21 protein-coding genes and 1 pseudogene are annotated in these 16,728 nt (G+C 72.2%); 6 read left to right on the forward strand and 16 right to left on the reverse strand.

All coding sequences use genetic code 11. The annotated features are described in order from the left end of the window. Positions 1-44: 44 nt before the first annotated feature. The 3 genes and pseudogenes from ACYVJJ_RS09045 to ACYVJJ_RS09055 all read right to left on the reverse strand — a co-directional run bounded on the left by ACYVJJ_RS09045 (position 45) and on the right by ACYVJJ_RS09055 (position 2,943). Positions 45-1,163, reverse strand: coding sequence for a DUF1615 domain-containing protein (locus ACYVJJ_RS09045; protein WP_460832874.1), 1,119 nt, complete (start codon positions 1,161-1,163; stop codon positions 45-47). A gap of 158 nt (positions 1,164-1,321) precedes the next feature. Continuing rightward, positions 1,322-1,936: pseudogene (locus ACYVJJ_RS09050) on the reverse strand (M23 family metallopeptidase); the annotation flags it as partial. Beyond that, a complete protein-coding gene (locus ACYVJJ_RS09055) occupies positions 1,933-2,943 on the reverse strand; it encodes a GGDEF domain-containing protein (RefSeq protein ID WP_460832876.1) in 1,011 nt (336 codons plus the stop codon). The gene ACYVJJ_RS09055 and the pseudogene ACYVJJ_RS09050, both read right to left, overlap by 4 nt. A gap of 120 nt (positions 2,944-3,063) precedes the next feature. Between ACYVJJ_RS09055 and ACYVJJ_RS09060 the strand changes: the two genes are divergently transcribed. Beyond that, the gene (locus tag ACYVJJ_RS09060) at positions 3,064-3,330 is read left to right on the forward strand and encodes a DksA/TraR family C4-type zinc finger protein (protein ID WP_460832878.1); all 267 of its coding nucleotides are present in this window, start codon (positions 3,064-3,066) and stop codon (positions 3,328-3,330) included. Between the two features lie 315 nt (positions 3,331-3,645). On the opposite strand, the gene ACYVJJ_RS09065 is transcribed toward ACYVJJ_RS09060, so the two are convergent. From ACYVJJ_RS09065 to ACYVJJ_RS09100, 8 genes are all read right to left on the reverse strand, one after another. Continuing rightward, positions 3,646-4,119: an NUDIX domain-containing protein gene (locus tag ACYVJJ_RS09065; RefSeq protein ID WP_460832879.1), complete on the reverse strand. Its 474-nt coding sequence runs from the start codon at positions 4,117-4,119 to the stop codon at positions 3,646-3,648. A gap of 63 nt (positions 4,120-4,182) precedes the next feature. Then, positions 4,183-4,560, reverse strand: coding sequence for a hypothetical protein (locus ACYVJJ_RS09070; RefSeq protein WP_460832881.1), 378 nt, complete (start codon positions 4,558-4,560; stop codon positions 4,183-4,185). A 13-nt stretch (positions 4,561-4,573) separates the two neighbouring features. Further along, a complete protein-coding gene (locus tag ACYVJJ_RS09075; RefSeq protein WP_460832882.1) occupies positions 4,574-5,059 on the reverse strand; it encodes a YaiI/YqxD family protein in 486 nt (161 codons plus the stop codon). Next, positions 5,043-6,416 carry an ATP-dependent RNA helicase DbpA gene (dbpA, locus tag ACYVJJ_RS09080; RefSeq protein WP_460832884.1) on the reverse strand — a complete coding sequence of 458 codons (1,374 nt, stop codon included), beginning with the start codon at positions 6,414-6,416 and terminating at the stop codon, positions 5,043-5,045. Before dbpA ends, ACYVJJ_RS09075 begins: the two co-directional genes overlap by 17 nt. A gap of 51 nt (positions 6,417-6,467) precedes the next feature. Further along, positions 6,468-6,848, reverse strand: a complete 381-nt coding sequence (locus ACYVJJ_RS09085) for a hypothetical protein (RefSeq protein WP_460832886.1) — start codon at positions 6,846-6,848, stop codon at positions 6,468-6,470. Between the two features lie 76 nt (positions 6,849-6,924). Beyond that, a complete protein-coding gene (locus ACYVJJ_RS09090) occupies positions 6,925-7,821 on the reverse strand; it encodes an SDR family NAD(P)-dependent oxidoreductase (protein WP_460832888.1) in 897 nt (298 codons plus the stop codon). Positions 7,822-7,885: 64 nt separating this feature from the next. Next, entirely contained in the window at positions 7,886-8,872 is a 987-nt protein-coding gene (locus tag ACYVJJ_RS09095; protein WP_460832890.1) for an MBL fold metallo-hydrolase, read from the reverse strand. Between the two features lie 64 nt (positions 8,873-8,936). Further along, positions 8,937-9,770, reverse strand: a complete 834-nt coding sequence (locus ACYVJJ_RS09100; RefSeq protein ID WP_460832892.1) for an NAD-dependent protein deacetylase — start codon at positions 9,768-9,770, stop codon at positions 8,937-8,939. A gap of 31 nt (positions 9,771-9,801) precedes the next feature. Here ACYVJJ_RS09100 and ACYVJJ_RS09105 point away from each other — a divergent pair, with 31 nt between their 5' ends. After that, positions 9,802-9,996: a hypothetical protein gene (locus tag ACYVJJ_RS09105; RefSeq protein WP_460832894.1), complete on the forward strand. Its 195-nt coding sequence runs from the start codon at positions 9,802-9,804 to the stop codon at positions 9,994-9,996. Here the strand turns inward: ACYVJJ_RS09105 and ACYVJJ_RS09110 are convergent. The 3 genes from ACYVJJ_RS09110 to ACYVJJ_RS09120 all read right to left on the reverse strand — a co-directional run bounded on the left by ACYVJJ_RS09110 (position 9,987) and on the right by ACYVJJ_RS09120 (position 12,039). Continuing rightward, the gene (locus tag ACYVJJ_RS09110) at positions 9,987-10,787 is read right to left on the reverse strand and encodes an SDR family oxidoreductase (RefSeq protein ID WP_460832896.1); all 801 of its coding nucleotides are present in this window, start codon (positions 10,785-10,787) and stop codon (positions 9,987-9,989) included. The genes ACYVJJ_RS09105 and ACYVJJ_RS09110 overlap by 10 nt on opposite strands. 133 nt (positions 10,788-10,920) lie before the next feature. Further along, positions 10,921-11,229, reverse strand: a complete 309-nt coding sequence (locus tag ACYVJJ_RS09115) for an HPF/RaiA family ribosome-associated protein (protein WP_460832898.1) — start codon at positions 11,227-11,229, stop codon at positions 10,921-10,923. A gap of 45 nt (positions 11,230-11,274) precedes the next feature. Continuing rightward, entirely contained in the window at positions 11,275-12,039 is a 765-nt protein-coding gene (locus ACYVJJ_RS09120; protein WP_460832899.1) for an alpha/beta hydrolase-fold protein, read from the reverse strand. 116 nt (positions 12,040-12,155) lie between these two features. Between ACYVJJ_RS09120 and ACYVJJ_RS09125 the strand changes: the two genes are divergently transcribed. From ACYVJJ_RS09125 to ACYVJJ_RS09135, 3 genes are all read left to right on the forward strand, one after another. Further along, the gene (locus ACYVJJ_RS09125; protein WP_460832901.1) at positions 12,156-12,836 is read left to right on the forward strand and encodes an SOS response-associated peptidase; all 681 of its coding nucleotides are present in this window, start codon (positions 12,156-12,158) and stop codon (positions 12,834-12,836) included. A 129-nt stretch (positions 12,837-12,965) separates the two neighbouring features. Then, positions 12,966-14,072: a GGDEF domain-containing protein gene (locus ACYVJJ_RS09130; RefSeq protein ID WP_460832903.1), complete on the forward strand. Its 1,107-nt coding sequence runs from the start codon at positions 12,966-12,968 to the stop codon at positions 14,070-14,072. An 87-nt stretch (positions 14,073-14,159) separates the two neighbouring features. Next, entirely contained in the window at positions 14,160-14,858 is a 699-nt protein-coding gene (locus ACYVJJ_RS09135) for a COG4315 family predicted lipoprotein (protein WP_460832905.1), read from the forward strand. Between the two features lie 54 nt (positions 14,859-14,912). On the opposite strand, the gene ACYVJJ_RS09140 is transcribed toward ACYVJJ_RS09135, so the two are convergent. Continuing rightward, positions 14,913-15,131 carry a hypothetical protein gene (locus tag ACYVJJ_RS09140; protein WP_460832907.1) on the reverse strand — a complete coding sequence of 73 codons (219 nt, stop codon included), beginning with the start codon at positions 15,129-15,131 and terminating at the stop codon, positions 14,913-14,915. 146 nt (positions 15,132-15,277) lie between these two features. Between ACYVJJ_RS09140 and ACYVJJ_RS09145 the strand changes: the two genes are divergently transcribed. Continuing rightward, positions 15,278-15,880 carry a DUF4893 domain-containing protein gene (locus ACYVJJ_RS09145; RefSeq protein ID WP_460832909.1) on the forward strand — a complete coding sequence of 201 codons (603 nt, stop codon included), beginning with the start codon at positions 15,278-15,280 and terminating at the stop codon, positions 15,878-15,880. Between the two features lie 4 nt (positions 15,881-15,884). On the opposite strand, the gene ACYVJJ_RS09150 is transcribed toward ACYVJJ_RS09145, so the two are convergent. Beyond that, on the reverse strand, positions 15,885-16,727 hold the full coding sequence (locus ACYVJJ_RS09150) for a chemotaxis protein CheX (RefSeq protein WP_460832911.1): 843 nt from the start codon (positions 16,725-16,727) through the stop codon (positions 15,885-15,887). Position 16,728 lies beyond the last annotated feature (1 nt).

Below are 16,728 nucleotides of genomic sequence, written 5' to 3' on the forward strand. Positions count from 1 at the left end.
GCAGGCGGACAGGCTCCGACGAGGCGACGCGATGCAGGCCTACGTCAGCGCTTCCCGCCGCCGCGTTGCATGCAGCGCCGGTAGCGGGCGTCGACGCGCGTCGCGAACCATTCGGTGGTCAGTCGCCGCGTGATCTTCGGGCTCGAGAGGCGGATCTGCGGAAGCGCCGCACGCGAAATCGAGCGGCCGGTGGACTGCTCGGCCAGGGCGAACACGCGCTCGTAGAGCTCGGTTTCCTCGAAGTCGTGGCGGCCCGCGCGGGACAACGCACGGCGGATCTGCGCCTCGCTCATCTCCAGTTGCGGGGCGAGCGTACGCACCGCGGCTTCCGTGCGGCTCACGTCGCTGCCGTTCTCGTCTTCCTCGTGCCGGATCAGGTCGCCGTCGAGGTCGAGCGGCACGCCGGAAGCAAGCGTCACCGCCCGCTGGAATGCTGCATTGCGGCTCGCGTACCAGCCCGCGTTGAAGTCGGCGAAGCGATAGATCGGGCGCTTGTACGACGCCTCGTAGCCCAGCAGGTGCGCGATGCCGAAGTACATGCCGCCGCGCCGGGTGAACACCTCGTTGCGGATCGACGTCTTCACCGGATACGGATAGGTGCGGTCGTGCGCATGCCGCTCGGCGAAGGCGATGCTCACCTGCATCGGGCCGCCGGTGCGCACAGGGTTCGCGCGCGCGAGCAGGCGCCCGCCCATCGGCACCTCGGCGATCATCGCCTCGAAGACCGCACTGAGCTCGCGCTCGGTGCGCGTGCGCCGGATGCGCTCGCTCCACGGCTGGCCGTCCGGCGAGTCGATCGAGAGCGCGGCGCGAACCGCCAACGGCGGGATGTGCAGCCGCGAAGCGCGCCGCTCGATCTCCTGCAGCGCGATGCGCCCGAGCCCCGGGACTTCCGGATCCGCGGTGTAGGTCGATTCCTGCTCGGTGACCGCGAGCGCGGCGCACAGGTTCGACGTCGACGGCTCGATCTGCAGCGAGGCGAACGCCGCCTGCACGTCGGCGGCCCAGCCATCGCGGTCGCGGACCGTCGACGGCAGCAGGCGGCGCAGCTCCGCGCGGACTTCGGCGGGCGTGCGCGGCTTGGGTTTGCGCGCGCGGTCGCAGGCGGCGAGCGCGGCGACGATCGAGAGCGCGACGAGGGACAGGCGGAGGCGTGGAGACATGCGGTCGCGTGCAGGAGCGGGGCGGCTACTGTCGCATCCGCGCCGTGCGCGCCCAAGCGCCGTCAGCGCGATGGCGGCGTGTGGCGCGCGCCGGCGTCGGCGTCCGCCCCTGCCGTGTCCTTCGAGGTCGAGCCCGGGGAGGCCGCGTACTCGGCGGTCGCACGATGCCTGCGCAGGCGCGGCAACGGGTCGAGGGCACCGTCCGCGCCGTAGATGCCGTAGTGCAGGTGCGGCGGGGTGCCGCGGGCGTTTCCCGTCGTGCCGACGCTGCCGAGCCGGGTGCCCGCCCGAACCAGGTCACCGCGTGCGAGCCCCGGCGCCCAGGCATCGAGGTGCGCGTAGTAGTGGCGTTCGCGGCCCGGACCGAGCACCCAGACCTGGCGGCCGCCGAGGCCCTGGTCGCGCACGGCGACGACGACCCCGCGCGTCGCACTGAGCACCGGCGTGCCGCGCGGCGCGAAGATGTCGACCCCCTGGTGCCGCCGGTCCCGTCCGCGCGGCGCGCCCCAGGTGTCGGCGATCGCGACCGCGCGCACACCGTCGACCGGGACCGGCAGCGACGACGGCGCTGGCTGGCGCGCGAGATCCGCGAGCGCGCGCGGGTAGGCGAGGAACGGCTGGTGCCATGCCCAGCTGGCGAGCAGGCCGAGCACGGCGCCGACGCCCGCCAGCAGCAGGATGCGCCGTGCGAGCGGCGCGTAGTCGCGGCCGGGCCGTCCGCGAGTCGGCGCATCGGGTTCGCTGCCCGCGCGGGCTGGCCCCGTGCCGCTCACGCGCGCGACTTTCGCTCGCGCTTGGCGTCGTACATCGCGGCATCGGCCCGCGAGAGCAGTGCGCCCGCATCGAATTCGCCGACGCGCGAGATCACCAGGCCCACGCTGGCGCCCGCCGAGGCGCGCGTGCCGTCCACGTCGAAGCCGCCGGCGGTCTGCTCGGCCAGCCGTGCGCGCACGATCTGCGCCGACGCCTCGGCCGTCTCGCGCGGCACGGTACCGGCGACCACGAATTCGTCGCCGCCGAAGCGTGCGACGAGGTCGCCGCCGCGCAGTCCGTCCGCGAGGCGTACGCCGATCGCGCGCAGCAGGCGGTCGCCGGCTTCGTGGCCGTGGCGGTCATTGACGCGCTTGAAGTCGTCGAGGTCGATGAAGGCGACGAAGACCGCCATCCCATCGCGCTGCGCACGCGCGAGCATTCGGCCGAGTTCGAGCTCGAGCGCGCGCCGGTTCGGCAGGCCGGTCACCGGGTCGGTGAGCGCGCTTCGCGCGAGCTCCGCGTTCGCACGACGCAGCGCGGCCACCAGCGCCTCGCGGTCGACGTGCAACGCGACCAGCCGCGACGCCATTTCCAGCACGCGCCGTCCCGTGGCGTCGATGTCCTGGCTGCGCGTGCTCGCGGCGCAGAGCGTGCCCTGCACGCGGCCGTCGTCGGCCCGCACCGGACAGCTGACGTAGGTACGGATGCCCAGCAGGCGCGCGGCGTCGGAGTCGCCCCAGCGCGCCGGCACGTCACGCTCGACCATGTGGCCTTCCGCGAGCGCCCGGCGGCAGAGCGTGTCCTGCCAAGGCACATGCAGCCCCTCGGGGATGGCGAGCTCACCGGTGTTGCGCGCGATCAGCACCGACTGGCGCCCGGTGCCGAGGTCGATCGACGTCAGGTAGGTGGACTCCAGGCCGGTCACCTCCTGGACGAGCTCGAGGATCGGCCGGACCAGCGCTTGGAGCGTGGGATCGAGCGGAATCCCCATTCCGTGCGCGGCGGGATCGGCAGGCTGCGTCGTCATCGGTAGTCCCCAGGGTCGCCCGAGGGCATTCTGCGGGCTGCGGCGGCGGCCGTCGACGCGGGGGCTCGCATGCGATTCACCTGCGGCGCGGCATCATTATCGGCACGAGCGAGGTGCGACATGGCGACCGGTTGGGCCGGCGACGGCGCGGTGCAGGACCAGATCGATGCGACGGTGGGCGACGCGATCCGTCGCGCGCGCAGCCGGCTGCCGACGGGGCCCGGCCGCGAGCACTGCGAGGAGTGCGAGGCGCCGATCCCCGAGGCGCGCCGTCGCGCATTGCCCGGTGTTCGCCTGTGCGTCGCCTGCCAGTCGGCCGAGGACGAGCGCGAAGGCCAGTTCGCGGGCTACAACCGGCGCGCGAGCAAGGACAGCCAGCTGCGGTAGGAACGGTGCGGCTCGACGGCGACGCGGCGTGCGTTGATCCGCTCGCTGTGAGCCGAATGGGCTCCATGCGGGCGTCGGTGACCGCGGCGCATCGCGTCGCGGTGCACTCGACGGATCGGCTGCGCGGGTGCGTCGGCTACGTCGCATGTGGACCGCCCGCGGTAGGGCAGGTGGGTCTGCCGCCTGCCTGAGCTACCGGATGCTGCATTCCGCATCCGGGGCAACGATGCGCGCGACGCGGCGCGGGGGCATCCGCGCGGCAGGCGGTCGACTTTGCAGCGGGATGCCTGCGTCGATTGGCCGGGTACTCGGGATTCAGATCAACGGCCCGCCATGCAGCAGCGTGTCGAGTCGGTCGAGGAGCGGTGACTGGCTTTCGAGGATGCGTCGGCGCGCCTCGTCGAGGCGGAACCAGGCCGCGCGGTCGACTTCGGGGAACTCGGTGAAGCGCCCGCTGCGGGGCGGCCACTCCATCCGGAACATGGCGCTGCACAGGCGGTCGGGGTCGAACTCGCCCTCGACCGCAAACGCCTCCACCCACTTTCCGCCCTTCTGGCGAAGACGGCCGAGCGGCTGCAGCGGAGCGTCCACCGCGCGGCCCATTTCTTCCTGGAACTCGCGTCGCGCGGCCTGCTCGGGCGTCTCGCCATGTTCGAGGCCGCCCTTCGGGATACCCCAGGCGCCCTCGTCGCGCGCGTGCCAGAACGGCCCGCCGGGATGCGCGAGCAGCACCTCGAGCCCCTCGCGCGAGCGGCGATACATCAGGATCCCGGCGCTTTCCTGCGGCATGCCACCTCCGCGGCGTCGAAACGTCGCAGAGAGTGGCGCGACACGCCGGGCGGCAGCGTGAAGCTACTGCCGCGTGGCGTTGTCGTCCGTGCGCGGGTCGAGGCGTTCGCGGCGCTCGCTCTCGAGCTGGGCGAGGTAGGCCTCGAGCTCGAAGCCGTCGCCGGCAGCCTCCTCGGCGGCGCGCGCGGTCAGCACCGGCGAGACGCTCAGGCGTGCGCCGAGCTTTGCCGCGGTGTGGCGCAGCATCGCGATCATCATCGCCGCGCTGTCCACCGCCGCCACCACGGTACCGCGCAGCACCATCACCCATTCCTCGCCGCGCAGCGCCGCGCCGCCGATCACATGGCCGGCCGGATCGAGAAGGTGCGCATGTGCGGGGAGCGCGCCACCGCTGGAGGTCGGGCGGCGGCGAGGGTGGCGGGGGCGGGACGAAGTCGGCATCGGGTCTCCGGTTTCAGCGTCGCGGCGCGCGGCAGTGCGCGATCCAGCGGTCGAGATGGGCGGCGAACGCCTGGCGGTCGCGCGCATGGAAGGTGGCGGGGCCGCCGGTCTGCACGCCCGCGCCGCGGAGTTCGTCCATGAAATTGCGCATCGACAGGCGCTCGGCGATCGTCGATGCGGTATGCAGCTCGCCGCGCGGGCCGAGCGCCGTGGCGCCACGCTCGATCACGCGCGCGGCGAGCGGGATGTCCTGCGTGACGACGAGGTCGCCGGGCTGCACGCGTTCGGCGATCGCGTCGTCGGCGACATCGGGGCCGCCGGCCACCTGCACCGACCGCACCCATGGCGACGGCGGCATGCGGACCCACTGGTTCGCGACGAACGTCGTGGGGATTCGTGCGCGCTCGGCGGCCCGCAGCAGCATTTCGCGCAGCGGCACCGGGCAGGCGTCGGCGTCGACCCAGATCCGCGGGCCGTCGGGCTCAAAGGCGTCGGACACGGAACTTGCGGCCCTTGATCTTGCCCGCCTGCAGGCGTTCCAGCGCGCGACCCGCCTGGCGGCGGTCGATCGCGACGTAGCTGCGCGTCGGGAAGACGTCGATGCGGCCGACGGCGTCCCCGGGAAGGCCTGCGTCGCCCGTCAGCGCGCCGACGATGTCGCCCGGGCGCAGCTTGTCGGTGCGACCGGCATCGATGCGCAGCGTCGCCATCGGTGCAGGTGGCGCCAAGCCCGGGCGCAGTGCGGCAGTGGGTGCCGCACGCCAGCGCAGCGGCGTGCCGAGCGCGGCCTCGATCACACCGGCACGCGTGCGCTCGCGCGGCGTGCACAGCGTGAGCGCGACGCCTTCGCGGCCGGCGCGACCGGTGCGGCCGATGCGGTGCACGTAGGTGTCCGCGTCGCTCGGCACATCGAAGTTCACCACCAGCCCGATCGATTCGACATCCAGCCCGCGCGCGGCGACGTCGCTCGCCACGAGCACCGTGCAGCTGCGGTTCGCGAAGCGCACCAGCACCTCGTCGCGGTCGCGCTGCTCGAGGTCGCCGTGCAGGGCGAGCGCGGCGAAGCCCAGGTGGACGAGCGAGGCGGCGACCTCGTCGGCATCGCGGCGCATGTTGCAGAAGACGACGGCCGACTCGGCGGCGTGCTCGAGCAGCAGGGCCGCGAGCGCTGCGGGCTTGCGGGCGGGCTCGACCTCGAAGAACGTCTGCTCGATCGCGCCATCCGCGGCGCCCGCCTCGACGGTGACCTCGGCCGGTTCGCGCAGCAAGCGCGCGGCGACGGCCCGCACGGCATCGGGGAACGTGGCCGAGAACAGCAGCGTCTGGCGGTCGGCTGGGAGCTTCTTGAAGATCGCGCGGATCGGTTCCTCGAAGCCCATGTCGAGCATGCGGTCGGCCTCGTCGAGTACGGCGACGCGCGACGCGGACAGATCGAGGTGACGGCCGTCGAGCAGCTCCTGCACGCGGCCCGGCGTGCCCACCACGACGTGCGGCGCGTGCTGCAGGGACGCGATCTGCGGGGCCAGCGGAATGCCGCCGGTCAGCACGAGCAGCTTGAGGTTCGGCAGGCCCGTCGCGACCTTGCGGATCTGGCGCGCGACCTGCTCGGCGAGCTCGCGCGTGGGGCAGAGCACGACGGCCTGCACGCGCGCGTCGGCGAGCTCGATGCGGTGGAGCAGGGCGAGGGCGAAGGCGAGTGTCTTGCCGCTGCCCGTGGGGGCCTGCGCGACGAGGTCGCGGCCCTCGAGCAGCAGCGGCAGGCTGCGTGCCTGCACGGGCGTCATCGAGGCGTGGCCGAGGGCATCGAGCCCCTCGAACAGCGCAGGCCGCAGGGGCAGGTCGGTGAATTCGGTCATGCGACATGATACGGCCGCCGCGCGGGGCGACGGCCGTGGCGGTGCGCGGGGTCAGCCGCCGAGGTCGTTGCCGCGGTCGCGCGAGGCGCGGTCGGCATCGTTGATGCCGGCAGAGGCGCGCTCGCCGCCCGACTCGCCCGCAAGGCGTGCGCCCGCCGAGAGGTCGCTGCCCGGCGAGTAGTTGTTGAGGCCCGTGGTGCCGCTGCCGACGCGGCTGATGCCGGGGCCGGTGGACGTGCCCGGGCCGCCTGCCACGCTGGTGTCGGCGCCGTCGCGCGCTGCATCGCGTTGAGCCTGCGTGGCGGCCGCCTCGCGGGCCGCGGCCTCGCGCGCCGAGTCGAGACCGGCGTCCTTGTGGCCCACCAGGCCGCCGCCGCTCAGGTTGAAGCCGTGACCGGTCGAGCCGGGTTCGTTGGTCGGGGTGCGGGTCATCGCATCACCTCGTCGATGGGAAGTCCGCCCAGCCTCGCCGCTGCGCGGTGACCCGACTGTCGAAGCGGCCGTGCGCTCAGTGGCCCGGCCGGCTGCGCTCGACGTCCATCCGTTGCAGGATGCTGCCGTGCACGCCGGTTCCGATGTGCACGGGCCGGTGCAGGTTGCCCTCGACGTCGGGCGCCTCGGGTGCCTCGTCCTGCAGCAGCTGCGTCATGGCGCCGGTCATCCCGTGAGTGACGGCCTGCGAGATGCGCTCGGAGATCACCGCTGCCGTGGCCGACATGCCGACGGTGATCTCGTCCTGCGGCGCGTTCACCACGCCGACGATCGCCTCGACGACTTCCTCCGCATCGGTGATGGGGAAGGGCTGCAGCGTGTGGCCGCTGTAGTTCGCAGCGTGGTCGAAGAACGGCGTGTCGGCGGCCATCGGCAGCACGGCGCAGACGCGGATGTCGGTCGCGCCCTGCGCGGCGACCTCCTGCCGCAATGCGTCGCACAGGCCGATGATCCCGTACTTGGTCGCGCAGTACGATGCGTAGTACGGCGCCGGCGTGCGCCCGAGCATCGAGGCGATGTTCACCAGCGTGCCCGAGCCCTGCCGGCGGAACTGGCGCAGCGCCACGTGGCTGCCCGCCATCGCACCGCCGAGGTTCGTCTGCACGATGCGCATGTGGTCCTCGAGCGGAATCTTCTCGAACGGCCCGATCGCCGCCACGCCGGCATTGTTGATCCAGACGTCGAAGCGCCCGAACTTTGCGACCGCGACGGCCGCGATCTTCTCGACCTGGGTCGGATCACCGACATCGGCATGCACGGCGACCGCATTGCCGCATTCCTCGGCGAGCGCATCGAGCAGCTGGCCGCGACGCGCGGCGAGCACGAGTCCGTAGCCCTGGGCGGCGAGGCGGAGGGCGACCCCGCGGCCGAAGCCGCTGGATGCGCCGGTGATGACGACGGTACGGGTGATCATGGAGGGCTCCTCGATAGCTCGACGGCCATCGTCGCGCCCCGCATGTGGGCGCAGGGTGGTGGCGCTAGTGATGCCGCCACGGGCCGCCGGGCCCGCGATCGCGACGCGTCCAGCTCGGCGCGTCGCCGTCGTCGATCCCCTCGAGCCAGTGCACGTCGCCGACGCGCATGCGGGCGGGCGCGCTCTCCGACGCGAGCCGGTCGGCCGGAATACGCGCGGAGCGCCCGGATAGGCGCTCGAACTCCAGCACGTCATGCGAGCAGAACAGCTCGACCTCGTCGGCGTGGCTGCGACGCAGTTCGCGCAGCCGCCCCTGGTTGCGCAGGCGCGCGCCGCGGTCTTTTTCCATCATCCACTGGTAGGCCCGCAGGCCGGGCGTGCAATGTGGACGCACCGGATCCATTTCGGCGTGGAAGAAGTACGCATCACCCGCGAGGAAGCGCCAGCCCGTCGACTCGCGGATCGCGACGCCCGCATGCCCGTGGGTATGGCCGGTCAGCGGCACCAGCAGGATGTCCGGCGGCAGGCCCTCGAGCTCGCGCACGCAGTCGAAGCCCATCCAGCGCTCGCCGGACGCGCCGGCGTAGGTGTGCCAGCGATCGCGCGAGCTCCACTGCTGCGGGCGGAAGCGCTGACGATCGAGCCACGTCGCCTGCCGCTCGGCATCGTCGCGCTCGCGGGCGAGCAGATGGACGCGCGCGGCCGGGAAGTCGTCGAGGCCGCCGGCGTGGTCGAAGTCGAGATGGGTCAGCACGATGTCGCTGACATCCTCCGCGCGATAGCCGAGGCGCTCGATCTGGCGCACCGCCGTCATCTCCTCACGGAAGTCCGGTGCGACGAGGCCGAGGAAGAACCGGCTGAGCCGCGTGCGCGGATCGCGCACGTCGCGCAGCCCGAGGCCGGTGTCGACCAGCAGCAGGCCGCGATCGGTCTCCACGAGCACGCAGTGCGACGTGAGGTGGCCGCGCGCCACCATCGACGGCGTGAAGCCGTCCATCAGGCGCCCGCCGAGCGGGCAGGTGGAAATGCAGTTGAGGTGATGGATCTTCATGGCGTCCGTCCGTGCGGCGCGAGTCTCGCGGCGCACGGGTCGGAGCAGGGTGACAGCGGCTGTTTCAGCGTCCGCCGATCATCGGCGGCAGCACCTGCGTGCAGTCCGCATCGATCCGCAGCGACGCCAGGTCGTCGGCGCGGGTGACGCCCCGCGTGAGGATCGCGATCGGCAGCCCCGCGTCCGCCGCGAGCCGCGCGAAGCGGTAGCCGGAATAGACCATCAGCGACGAGCCGACCACGAGCAGGCCGTCGCTCCCGAGCAGGGCTTCGCGCGCGGCCTGCACGCGCGGACCCGGAACGTTCTCGCCGAAGAAGACCACGTCCGGCTTGAGCATGCCGCCGCAGGCGGGGCAGGGCGCGGGGTCGAACGTCTCGAAGCCCGCTTCGACGTCGGCGTCGCCATCGGGCGCGGAACCGGCCTCGCGACCGCGCCAGTCCGGATTGCGCGCGGCGAGCAGGCGCTGCACCTCGTCGCGCGGCAACCGCGACCCGCAGGCGAGGCAGCGCACCGTATCGAGCCGCCCGTGCAGGTCGATCACGTCGCGGCCGCCGGCGCGCTGGTGCAGGCCGTCGACGTTCTGCGTGAGCAGGCCGCCGACCACGCCGCGGTCCTGCAGGCCGACGAGCGCGACATGCGCGGCGTTCGGGCGTGCGGCCTCGAACATCGGCCAGCCGACGAACGAACGCGCCCAGTAGCGTCGTCGCGTCGCCTCGTCGCCGGTGAACGCCTGGTAGGTGACGGGTGGCCGGCGCTTCCACGCTCCGTCGGCCCCGCGGTAGTCCGGTATGCCCGACGCGGTGCTCACGCCGGCGCCGGTCAGCACGAACACGCGGCGCCGGGCGCCGAGCCAGTCGTGCAGCGCGTCGATGGCGGCATCGGTGTCCATGCTGTGCATGCTACGTTCGAGCCCCTGCCGGAGCATCCCGATGCCGACCGATCGAAGCCCGCCCTGGAAGAAGCCCGCGCCGAAGTCGCGTGGCGGCGCCGGCGGGCGGCTCACGCCCGCGCAGAAGGACGCCGCCCGCCAGCGTGCGGAAGAGAACGGGCGCCGCTATCCCAACCTCGTCGACAACATGTGGGCACTGAAGCTTCCGCGCGGCGACGACCTTCCTCAGGCGTAGATCATCCTGCGGCTCATGCCGCCGTCCACCACGAATTCCGCGCCGGTGACGAAGCCCGCCGCCGTCGACAGCAGGTAGACCGCGAGCGCGCCGATGTCGTCCGGTACGCCGGCGCGGCCGGCGGGGTGCTGCGCATGGTCGCGCGCATGCAGCTTAGGCGCGCGACGTGATCCGGGCTTGCGCCACGCCTCGGTCGGCACCCAACCGGGGCTGATGCAGTTCACACGGATGTCGGGCCCCAGGCTCACCGCGAGTGCGTGCGTGAGCGCCACGAGGCCACCCTTGGTCGCGGCGTACGCCTCGGTGTCGGCTTCCGACTGCGACGCGCGCGTCGATGCGATGTTGACGATGCTCCCGTCGGCCTCGCGCAGCGCGGGCACGGCTTCGCGCGCGCACAGGAAGGCACTCGTGAGTCCTGTGGCGAGGAAGCGATTCCAGTCGGCAAGCGCGAGGCGCTCGACCGGGCCGCTGTGCGGATCGGCGATCGCGGCATTGTTGACGAGCCCATCGATGCGGCCGTAGGCCTCGCGCGCGGTGGACACGAACCGACGTATCGACGCTTCGCGCGCGACATCCACGCGCACGAACATCGCGGCCGCGCCCACGCCCCAGTCGGCGATGCAGGCCCGGCCCGCCTCGGCATCGGAATCACCGATGACCACCGCGCCGCCCGCGGCGAGCACGCACTGCGCGATGCCGCGCCCGATGCCCTGCGCGCCACCCGTGACCAGCACGACACGGCCGCGCAGGGGCTGCGCGTCCATGGCGGGAATCGGCGGCACGAGGCTCATCGGGCAGATACGCTTGGGGAGGACACTCTACGCATACAGGCTTGTCGACGACTGGCTAGAGCACCGCGGGTGCGATGGATGCGCCGTGGGCGCGGCGACGCAGGAGCGTCGCGCGACCGGGACGTTGGCATCGTCAGTGCAGTTTGCCGAGGTCGTGGCTCAGGCGTCGCTGCAGCTTCTTCGCGGCACCGTTGATCGCCGCGGCGAGCGTCTGCGCATTCTCGGACGCCGCCATCGGCGGGCGGCCCTCGAGCTTCGCCTCGACGAGGCAGTGCTTGTCGTTGTCGCCTTTCTTGTCCGCATTCGTATCGTGCAGATGCACCTCGATGCGCGTGACCTGGCCCGCATAGCGCTCGAGCAGCGGCTCGAGGGTCTGGTGCACGTGGCGCACGACCGACTCGTCGTTGCGGATGTGGTTGTCGGTGTTGATCTCGATATGCATTGAACGTCCTCTGCGTCGGAAAGGTGCGCCGGTGTGCCGGCGTTCTCAGTCGTTGGCGGCCTGGCGCCGATCGGGATCGACCGCGCGCAGCACGTCCGCGGTCGCCGGTGTCCACACGCTCCACGTATGTGCGCCGTCGCGCAGCATCACCTGGCCCTGCGGCAGCAGCGGCTCGAGCAGCGGCATGCCGTCGCGCAGGTAGTCGTCACGGCCGTAGGTGAGCCAGACATTGCGCGTGCGCTCGGGCTCCGCCGCCCAGGTCTTCAGGTGGCGCCAGATCTCGCGCTGCCATTCCTGTCCCGGGCGATCGGTGCCGGCATCGGGATTCCAGTTCGCGACGCCGCCTGCCGCACGGATCTCGTCGTGGATCGCGCGCTCGCCGGTGTAGGGTGCCAGCAGGACGATGCCGTCGACCTGGCCGGGATAGTCACGGTCATAGAGGATCGCGCCCATTCCGCCGAGCGAGGCACCGACCAGCCAGATCTCCGTGTAGGCGCGGCGCCGCGCCGGCAGCATCACCTCGTTGTGCAGCCGGTTCGTCGCGCTGCGGTCGAGGTAGTAGGGCATGCTCAGCTCCGCAAAGAGCACGTCGGCGTCCGGCCACGCGCGCTGGATCGCCTCGCCGACACCGCTGCGGCGCATCGACTCGAGACGGTCGCGGCGACCCGGCAGCACCACCACGAGACGATGCGACCCCTGGTCCGACGGGAGCAGCGCCGAGGGCACGGGGCGTGTCTTGTCGGGGCGCGGCATGCAGGCGATCAACGCGCTCGCCGCGAGCATTACGAACGACCAGCGCCAGAGTCGCATGGAATCTCCAGGGGTTGCGGGGAAGTCGAGTGTTGGCCGCGGCTCGTGACCGGCCGGTCTACGCGTCGTGACGCCCATGTGCAGTCGTGGTACGGCGCGCGCTCTAGACTGGATGCATGTGCGGACGCGACACCTTCATCGCGAGCTGGGCCCAGGTGCAGGCGGCGGCGCAGCCGCTCGCGGTCGACGTACCGGCCGACGCGCCGACCCCGACGTACAACCGTGCACCGACGCAGCGCGGTTGGACGATCGTGCCGGACGCCGATGGCGGACGCGTGCTGCCGATGCGCTGGGGCCTGCTGCCGCCCTGGGCGAAGGACGCGAAGCTCGCCTACAGCACGATCAACGCGCGGCTCGACGGCGTGGAGACGAAGCCCGCGTTCCGTGCGGCATGGAAGCAGCGTCGCTGCCTGGTGCCGTCGACGGGCTACTACGAATGGAAGCCCGAGGGCAGCGGCAAGCAGCCGTACTTCATCCATCCCGCCGATGCACCCGTGATGTTTTTCGGCGGCCTGTTCGAGGCGCGCCCGGACGGTGCCGGCGGTGAGCTGCTGACGTACTCGATCATCACGCGCGAAGCGGACGAGTCCGTCGCGGGCATCCATGACCGCATGCCGCTGATCCTCCGCGCCGCGGCCTTCCACGATTGGCTGCATGCGCCCCCGGCGCGCGCGATGGAGCTCGCACTCGCGGCGCCGGAAGCGGCGGTCGCCTGGCATCGCGTCGATCGCGCCGTCGGCAATGTCCGCAACGATCGTCCCGACCTCGTGGAACCGATCGACGCGACGGCCGCTTGAGGGTTTTCCCCGCAGGCGCGCGAGGGCTTCTCCCCGCGAAGCGTGATCGCGTACCTCCCGGACGTCACACCGGATTGATCGCGACGCGCCGACGATGCGGACCATTGCCGTTGCCGGATCCGCCTAGTGTTGACGCCCGGACGACCCCGCACGGAACGGGGCCTTCCATGGATCTCCTCATCCGCGAAGGACAGCGAAATACATCGCCTGCGTGGGCTCGTCTCGACGCTCGCATCGATCGCCGAGCATGCCGGCGAGGCGCATGCGTTCGTCGAGGACGCGCTCGACAAGGTGATCGGGCTCACGCGCTCGACGGGCGGCGTGGTGCTGCTCGACGGCGGCGAAGGCGGCCTGAGCATCGCCTGCCGGCTGGGCCAGATGGCATCCCTCGAGACGGACGTCTACAACGGTGGCGAGACCCTTGCGCAGGCGTGCATCGCGCGCCGCGAGGCGGTGCGCAGCGATTCGACGCGGGACGACGACCGCATCTGCGGCGACGCGCGCCGAAAGCATTCGCTCAATTCCCTGATCGCCACGCCGCTGCGGTACGGCGAGGCGGCCCTCGGCGTGCTGGAGGTCTGCTCCTCCGTGCCGCATGCCTACGACGACATCGACGCGCACGCCGTCGCGCTGATCGGCAACGCGATGGGCGGCGCGCTCGGCCGGCAGCTCGCGCTCGAGGAGAATGCGCGGTTGCTGCACCGCCTGCACGATGCGCTGGTGGATACGCAGGCCACCGCGCAGCGCTACCAGGACGCGGCCTCGCTCGACTCGCTCACCGGCCTGCCCAACCGCTCCACGTTCGAGGCCCAGCTGGAGGGGCTGTGCGCCGTGCCGCGCGATCCCGCGCATCCGTTCGGCCTGCTGTTCATCGATCTCGACGACTTCAAGGACGTCAACGACACCTACGGCCACGCCATGGGCGACGAGGTGCTGCGCGCCGCCGCCAACGCGCTGCGCGAGACGGTGCGTGACACCGACGTGGTCGCGCGCCTAGGCGGTGACGAGTTCGTCGTGCTGCTGCCGTCGCTGCGCGCAGGTGAACGCGACGTGCGCTCGGTGGCGGCTGCGATCGAGGACGAGCTCGCGCGGCCGCGGCTGGTCAACGGCGTGCGGCTGCGGATCCGCTGCAGCGTGGGCTGGGTGGTGCATGACGGCAGCGCCGACGCGAGCGAGGTGCTGCGCACGGCGGACGAGCGGATGTACGAGCACAAGCGCGCCCGCCGCAGCGCCTGACCCGGGCACCCGATACTCACGTGCGGTCCGCTATTCATGCGGCCTGCGGCTGCGGCCGTTGCAACCGGACGACGAGGAGGCAAGACCATGCGGAACAGGACGATGATCGCGGCCGCGGTGTTCGCGGCCGTTGCAGGCCTGAGCGCCTGCGAGCGCGGCGATCCGCTCGCGGACGGGGCGGTCGACCGCCCGCGCGACGGCAACGAGGCCGATGCGGCGCAGGACGTGGGCCCACCGTCGGAGCCCGTGCAGTCGGCGAGCCCGGCGCTCGGCAACAGCGTGTCGCAGCCGGGGGCGGCGTCGGCCGGCGGACCGTCGAGCGGCGTCACGCTCACGCTGGTGAGCCAGGGACCCAAGGGGCCCTACGTGGGCGACGGGAACGGCGCGACGCTGTACGCCCTCGAGGGCGACCGCGACGGCAGCAAATGCATGGGGGAGTGCCTGACCGCATGGCCGCCGGTCGCCATGGGCGGTACGCAGCCCAGCGGCGGGCCGGGCCTGCAGGGCGCGATGATCGCCAGCATCGTCCGTCCGGACGGCAGCCGCCAGGTCACTTACGACGGCCATCCGCTCTATCGCTATGCCGCGGATACGGGGGCCGGCAGCACGAACGGCGACGGCGTCAAGGACAAGTTCGGGACCTGGCGCCTGGTCCGCCCGACGGGCGCCGCGTCATCTGCATCGGCCCAGGGCATGCCGGGCGCCTCGGGAACGCCTGCGACGGGCGGTGCCACGAGTGCCGCGGGCTCCGCGACGTCGCAGCCGGCGACCGGCGCGACCCGCTGAGGGAGAATCGTCACGCGGGCTGCCCACGGGCGCCCGCGCGCGAGGCGATCCTCCTCAGTTGTCGATGCCCGGCACCATGCCCGGGCGCTCGACATGGATCGCGTGGCGGCCGGCCGGCGACAGGCAGCGGTCCCACGAGGACTGCAGCATGCCTTTCGCGTAGAGGTCGTCCTCGAGGGTCTTGTCGATCTTGGCGCGGCCATCGACCGCGAGCAGGCGCAGCGCGGCGAGCTCGCGCTCGGTGAGGACGGTGGGCTGAGAACTGGTGGTCATGCGGAAGCTCCCCGGGCTTGTCGGAAGCCAGTCTGTGGGTCGCCCGGCTCAAGGGGCCGTGAAAACCGGCCGCCGCTGCAGGAGGCGCGGCAGGCGCGGTTTCAGGTCCGCCTGCTAGCTTCGTCGCGACCCTCAGGAGACCCGTCATGCATCGAGCATCCGCCCGCTTCGCACTGTTCGTCCTGGCCGCCGTGCTCGCGATGGGCCCCGCTGCCGCGGGGGGCGGCGGCACGTGGCGCAGGCAGGTCCATGCCGACGACATCCCGCGCATCGAGCGCGCGCTCGCGCTCGCCGAGCGGGTCCGGCCGGAGCAGGGGGCCTATCCCGAGGATTTCGCCCGCGCGCGCGAGTTGCTGAGGCGTGCAGCGCGGCCGCAGCCGCTCGGCGATGTCGTGGGGCGCTGGCGTGTCCGCTCGCTGCAGGTCAATGCCCACGGTACGTTCGCGTATCCCTTCTTCGCCGCATCGATCGCCCGCGACGGTGCGCGCCTGCGCTTCGCGAAGACGAGCGGCTCGCAGCGACGCAGCGGGCTTCTGCTGCCTTCGGGCGACGGTCGCAGCCTGGCCTTCATCGGTGGCGCCACGGTCAATGACGAGCCTCCAGTGGCCTACAGCCGCATCGACGATCCGGGCGCGGCGCCGCGCGAGTCGGACTCCGTCGGGCGCCTGGTGCGGATCGGGCCGCGCGAGCTGCTGCTCGTACTCGATCCGGCGCCGGATCGCTACGAGCTCTACCACCTCGCGCGTTGAGCGATCAGTCGCCGAGCACCAGCACGAACGGGCCGAGCTGCGAGGTCATCTCCAGCAGCACGTGCATGCCGTCGGCAACGCCTGCCAGCGGCGTCTCGAAATCCGGTGGCTCGGCGCGATAGCTCGCATCTTCGGGCAATGCGTCCTTCACCACGTAGCCCATCAGCACGTTGACGAGCTCGCCCACCGCGTCACGCGCGAGCTCCTCGTCGCAGGCCTCGGCCGGGATCGACATGAAAGCGGTGGCGAACGCGGTCATGGTCGCGGCGTCACAGGCGATGCCGATCGCGAGCGGGCGGTCGGCGGCCACGCGCACCAGCGCGAAGACGTCGCAGGCCGGCACTGCGGCGGGATCCACCACGCGCGAGAACTGGCACTGCGTGCGCAGCAGGCGCGGGAAGATCTTGCCGCAGGTGGCCACGCTGTTGGCCACTCGGCGACCCAGCTGGTGGCCCGCGACCATCGCATCGAGCGAGCGCAGCGCTTCGTCGCGCTCGCCCGCGTGCTGGCGGAGCTCGTCCTCGAGGCGCTCGCGGCTGAGCATGCCTTCCTCGACGAGGATCTCGCCGAACAGCTTGCGCCGCGACTTCTGCTCGTCGAGCAGCTGGCCGACCTCGTCGCCGGTCAGCAGGCCCATCGACTGCGCGATGTCGCCGAAGCGCTTGTCCTCGCGGCGCTGGCGCTCGTTGATGGCCTGCGCCTGGTCGGCGGTGAGCATGCCGCGTGCGCAGGCGAGCTCGCCGAGCGCGGGATTGGACTCCCGCTGCACGTCGAGCGCGCGCAGCAGCTGCGCCGCGTCGATGACGCCCTTTTCCAGCAGGAACTGGCCGAAGAACTTGGCTGCCATG

Source organism: Lysobacter humi (ex Lee et al. 2017), from assembly GCF_054781815.1.

Bases quoted from the DNA above. Each gene is read 5' to 3' on its own strand.
- ACYVJJ_RS09085 (WP_460832886.1), bottom strand. From the start codon at position 6,848: ATGACCCGCACCCCGACCAACGAACCCGGCTCGACCGGTCACGGCTTC.
- ACYVJJ_RS09140 (WP_460832907.1), bottom strand. From the start codon at position 15,131: ATGACCACCAGTTCTCAGCCCACCGTCCTCACCGAGCGCGAGCTCGCC.
- ACYVJJ_RS09090 (WP_460832888.1), bottom strand. From the start codon at position 7,821: ATGATCACCCGTACCGTCGTCATCACCGGCGCATCCAGCGGCTTCGGC.
- ACYVJJ_RS09105 (WP_460832894.1), top strand. From the start codon at position 9,802: ATGCCGACCGATCGAAGCCCGCCCTGGAAGAAGCCCGCGCCGAAGTCG.
- ACYVJJ_RS09100 (WP_460832892.1), bottom strand. From the start codon at position 9,770: ATGCACAGCATGGACACCGATGCCGCCATCGACGCGCTGCACGACTGG.
- ACYVJJ_RS09115 (WP_460832898.1), bottom strand. From the start codon at position 11,229: ATGCATATCGAGATCAACACCGACAACCACATCCGCAACGACGAGTCG.
- ACYVJJ_RS09150 (WP_460832911.1), bottom strand. From the start codon at position 16,727: ATGGCAGCCAAGTTCTTCGGCCAGTTCCTGCTGGAAAAGGGCGTCATC.
- ACYVJJ_RS09110 (WP_460832896.1), bottom strand. From the start codon at position 10,787: ATGAGCCTCGTGCCGCCGATTCCCGCCATGGACGCGCAGCCCCTGCGC.
- ACYVJJ_RS09065 (WP_460832879.1), bottom strand. From the start codon at position 4,119: ATGCCGCAGGAAAGCGCCGGGATCCTGATGTATCGCCGCTCGCGCGAG.
- ACYVJJ_RS09145 (WP_460832909.1), top strand. From the start codon at position 15,278: ATGCATCGAGCATCCGCCCGCTTCGCACTGTTCGTCCTGGCCGCCGTG.
- ACYVJJ_RS09135 (WP_460832905.1), top strand. From the start codon at position 14,160: ATGCGGAACAGGACGATGATCGCGGCCGCGGTGTTCGCGGCCGTTGCA.
- dbpA (WP_460832884.1), bottom strand. From the start codon at position 6,416: ATGACCGAATTCACCGACCTGCCCCTGCGGCCTGCGCTGTTCGAGGGG.
- ACYVJJ_RS09070 (WP_460832881.1), bottom strand. From the start codon at position 4,560: ATGCCGACTTCGTCCCGCCCCCGCCACCCTCGCCGCCGCCCGACCTCC.
- ACYVJJ_RS09045 (WP_460832874.1), bottom strand. From the start codon at position 1,163: ATGTCTCCACGCCTCCGCCTGTCCCTCGTCGCGCTCTCGATCGTCGCC.
- ACYVJJ_RS09120 (WP_460832899.1), bottom strand. From the start codon at position 12,039: ATGCGACTCTGGCGCTGGTCGTTCGTAATGCTCGCGGCGAGCGCGTTG.
- ACYVJJ_RS09055 (WP_460832876.1), bottom strand. From the start codon at position 2,943: ATGACGACGCAGCCTGCCGATCCCGCCGCGCACGGAATGGGGATTCCG.
- ACYVJJ_RS09125 (WP_460832901.1), top strand. From the start codon at position 12,156: ATGTGCGGACGCGACACCTTCATCGCGAGCTGGGCCCAGGTGCAGGCG.
- ACYVJJ_RS09095 (WP_460832890.1), bottom strand. From the start codon at position 8,872: ATGAAGATCCATCACCTCAACTGCATTTCCACCTGCCCGCTCGGCGGG.
- ACYVJJ_RS09060 (WP_460832878.1), top strand. From the start codon at position 3,064: ATGGCGACCGGTTGGGCCGGCGACGGCGCGGTGCAGGACCAGATCGAT.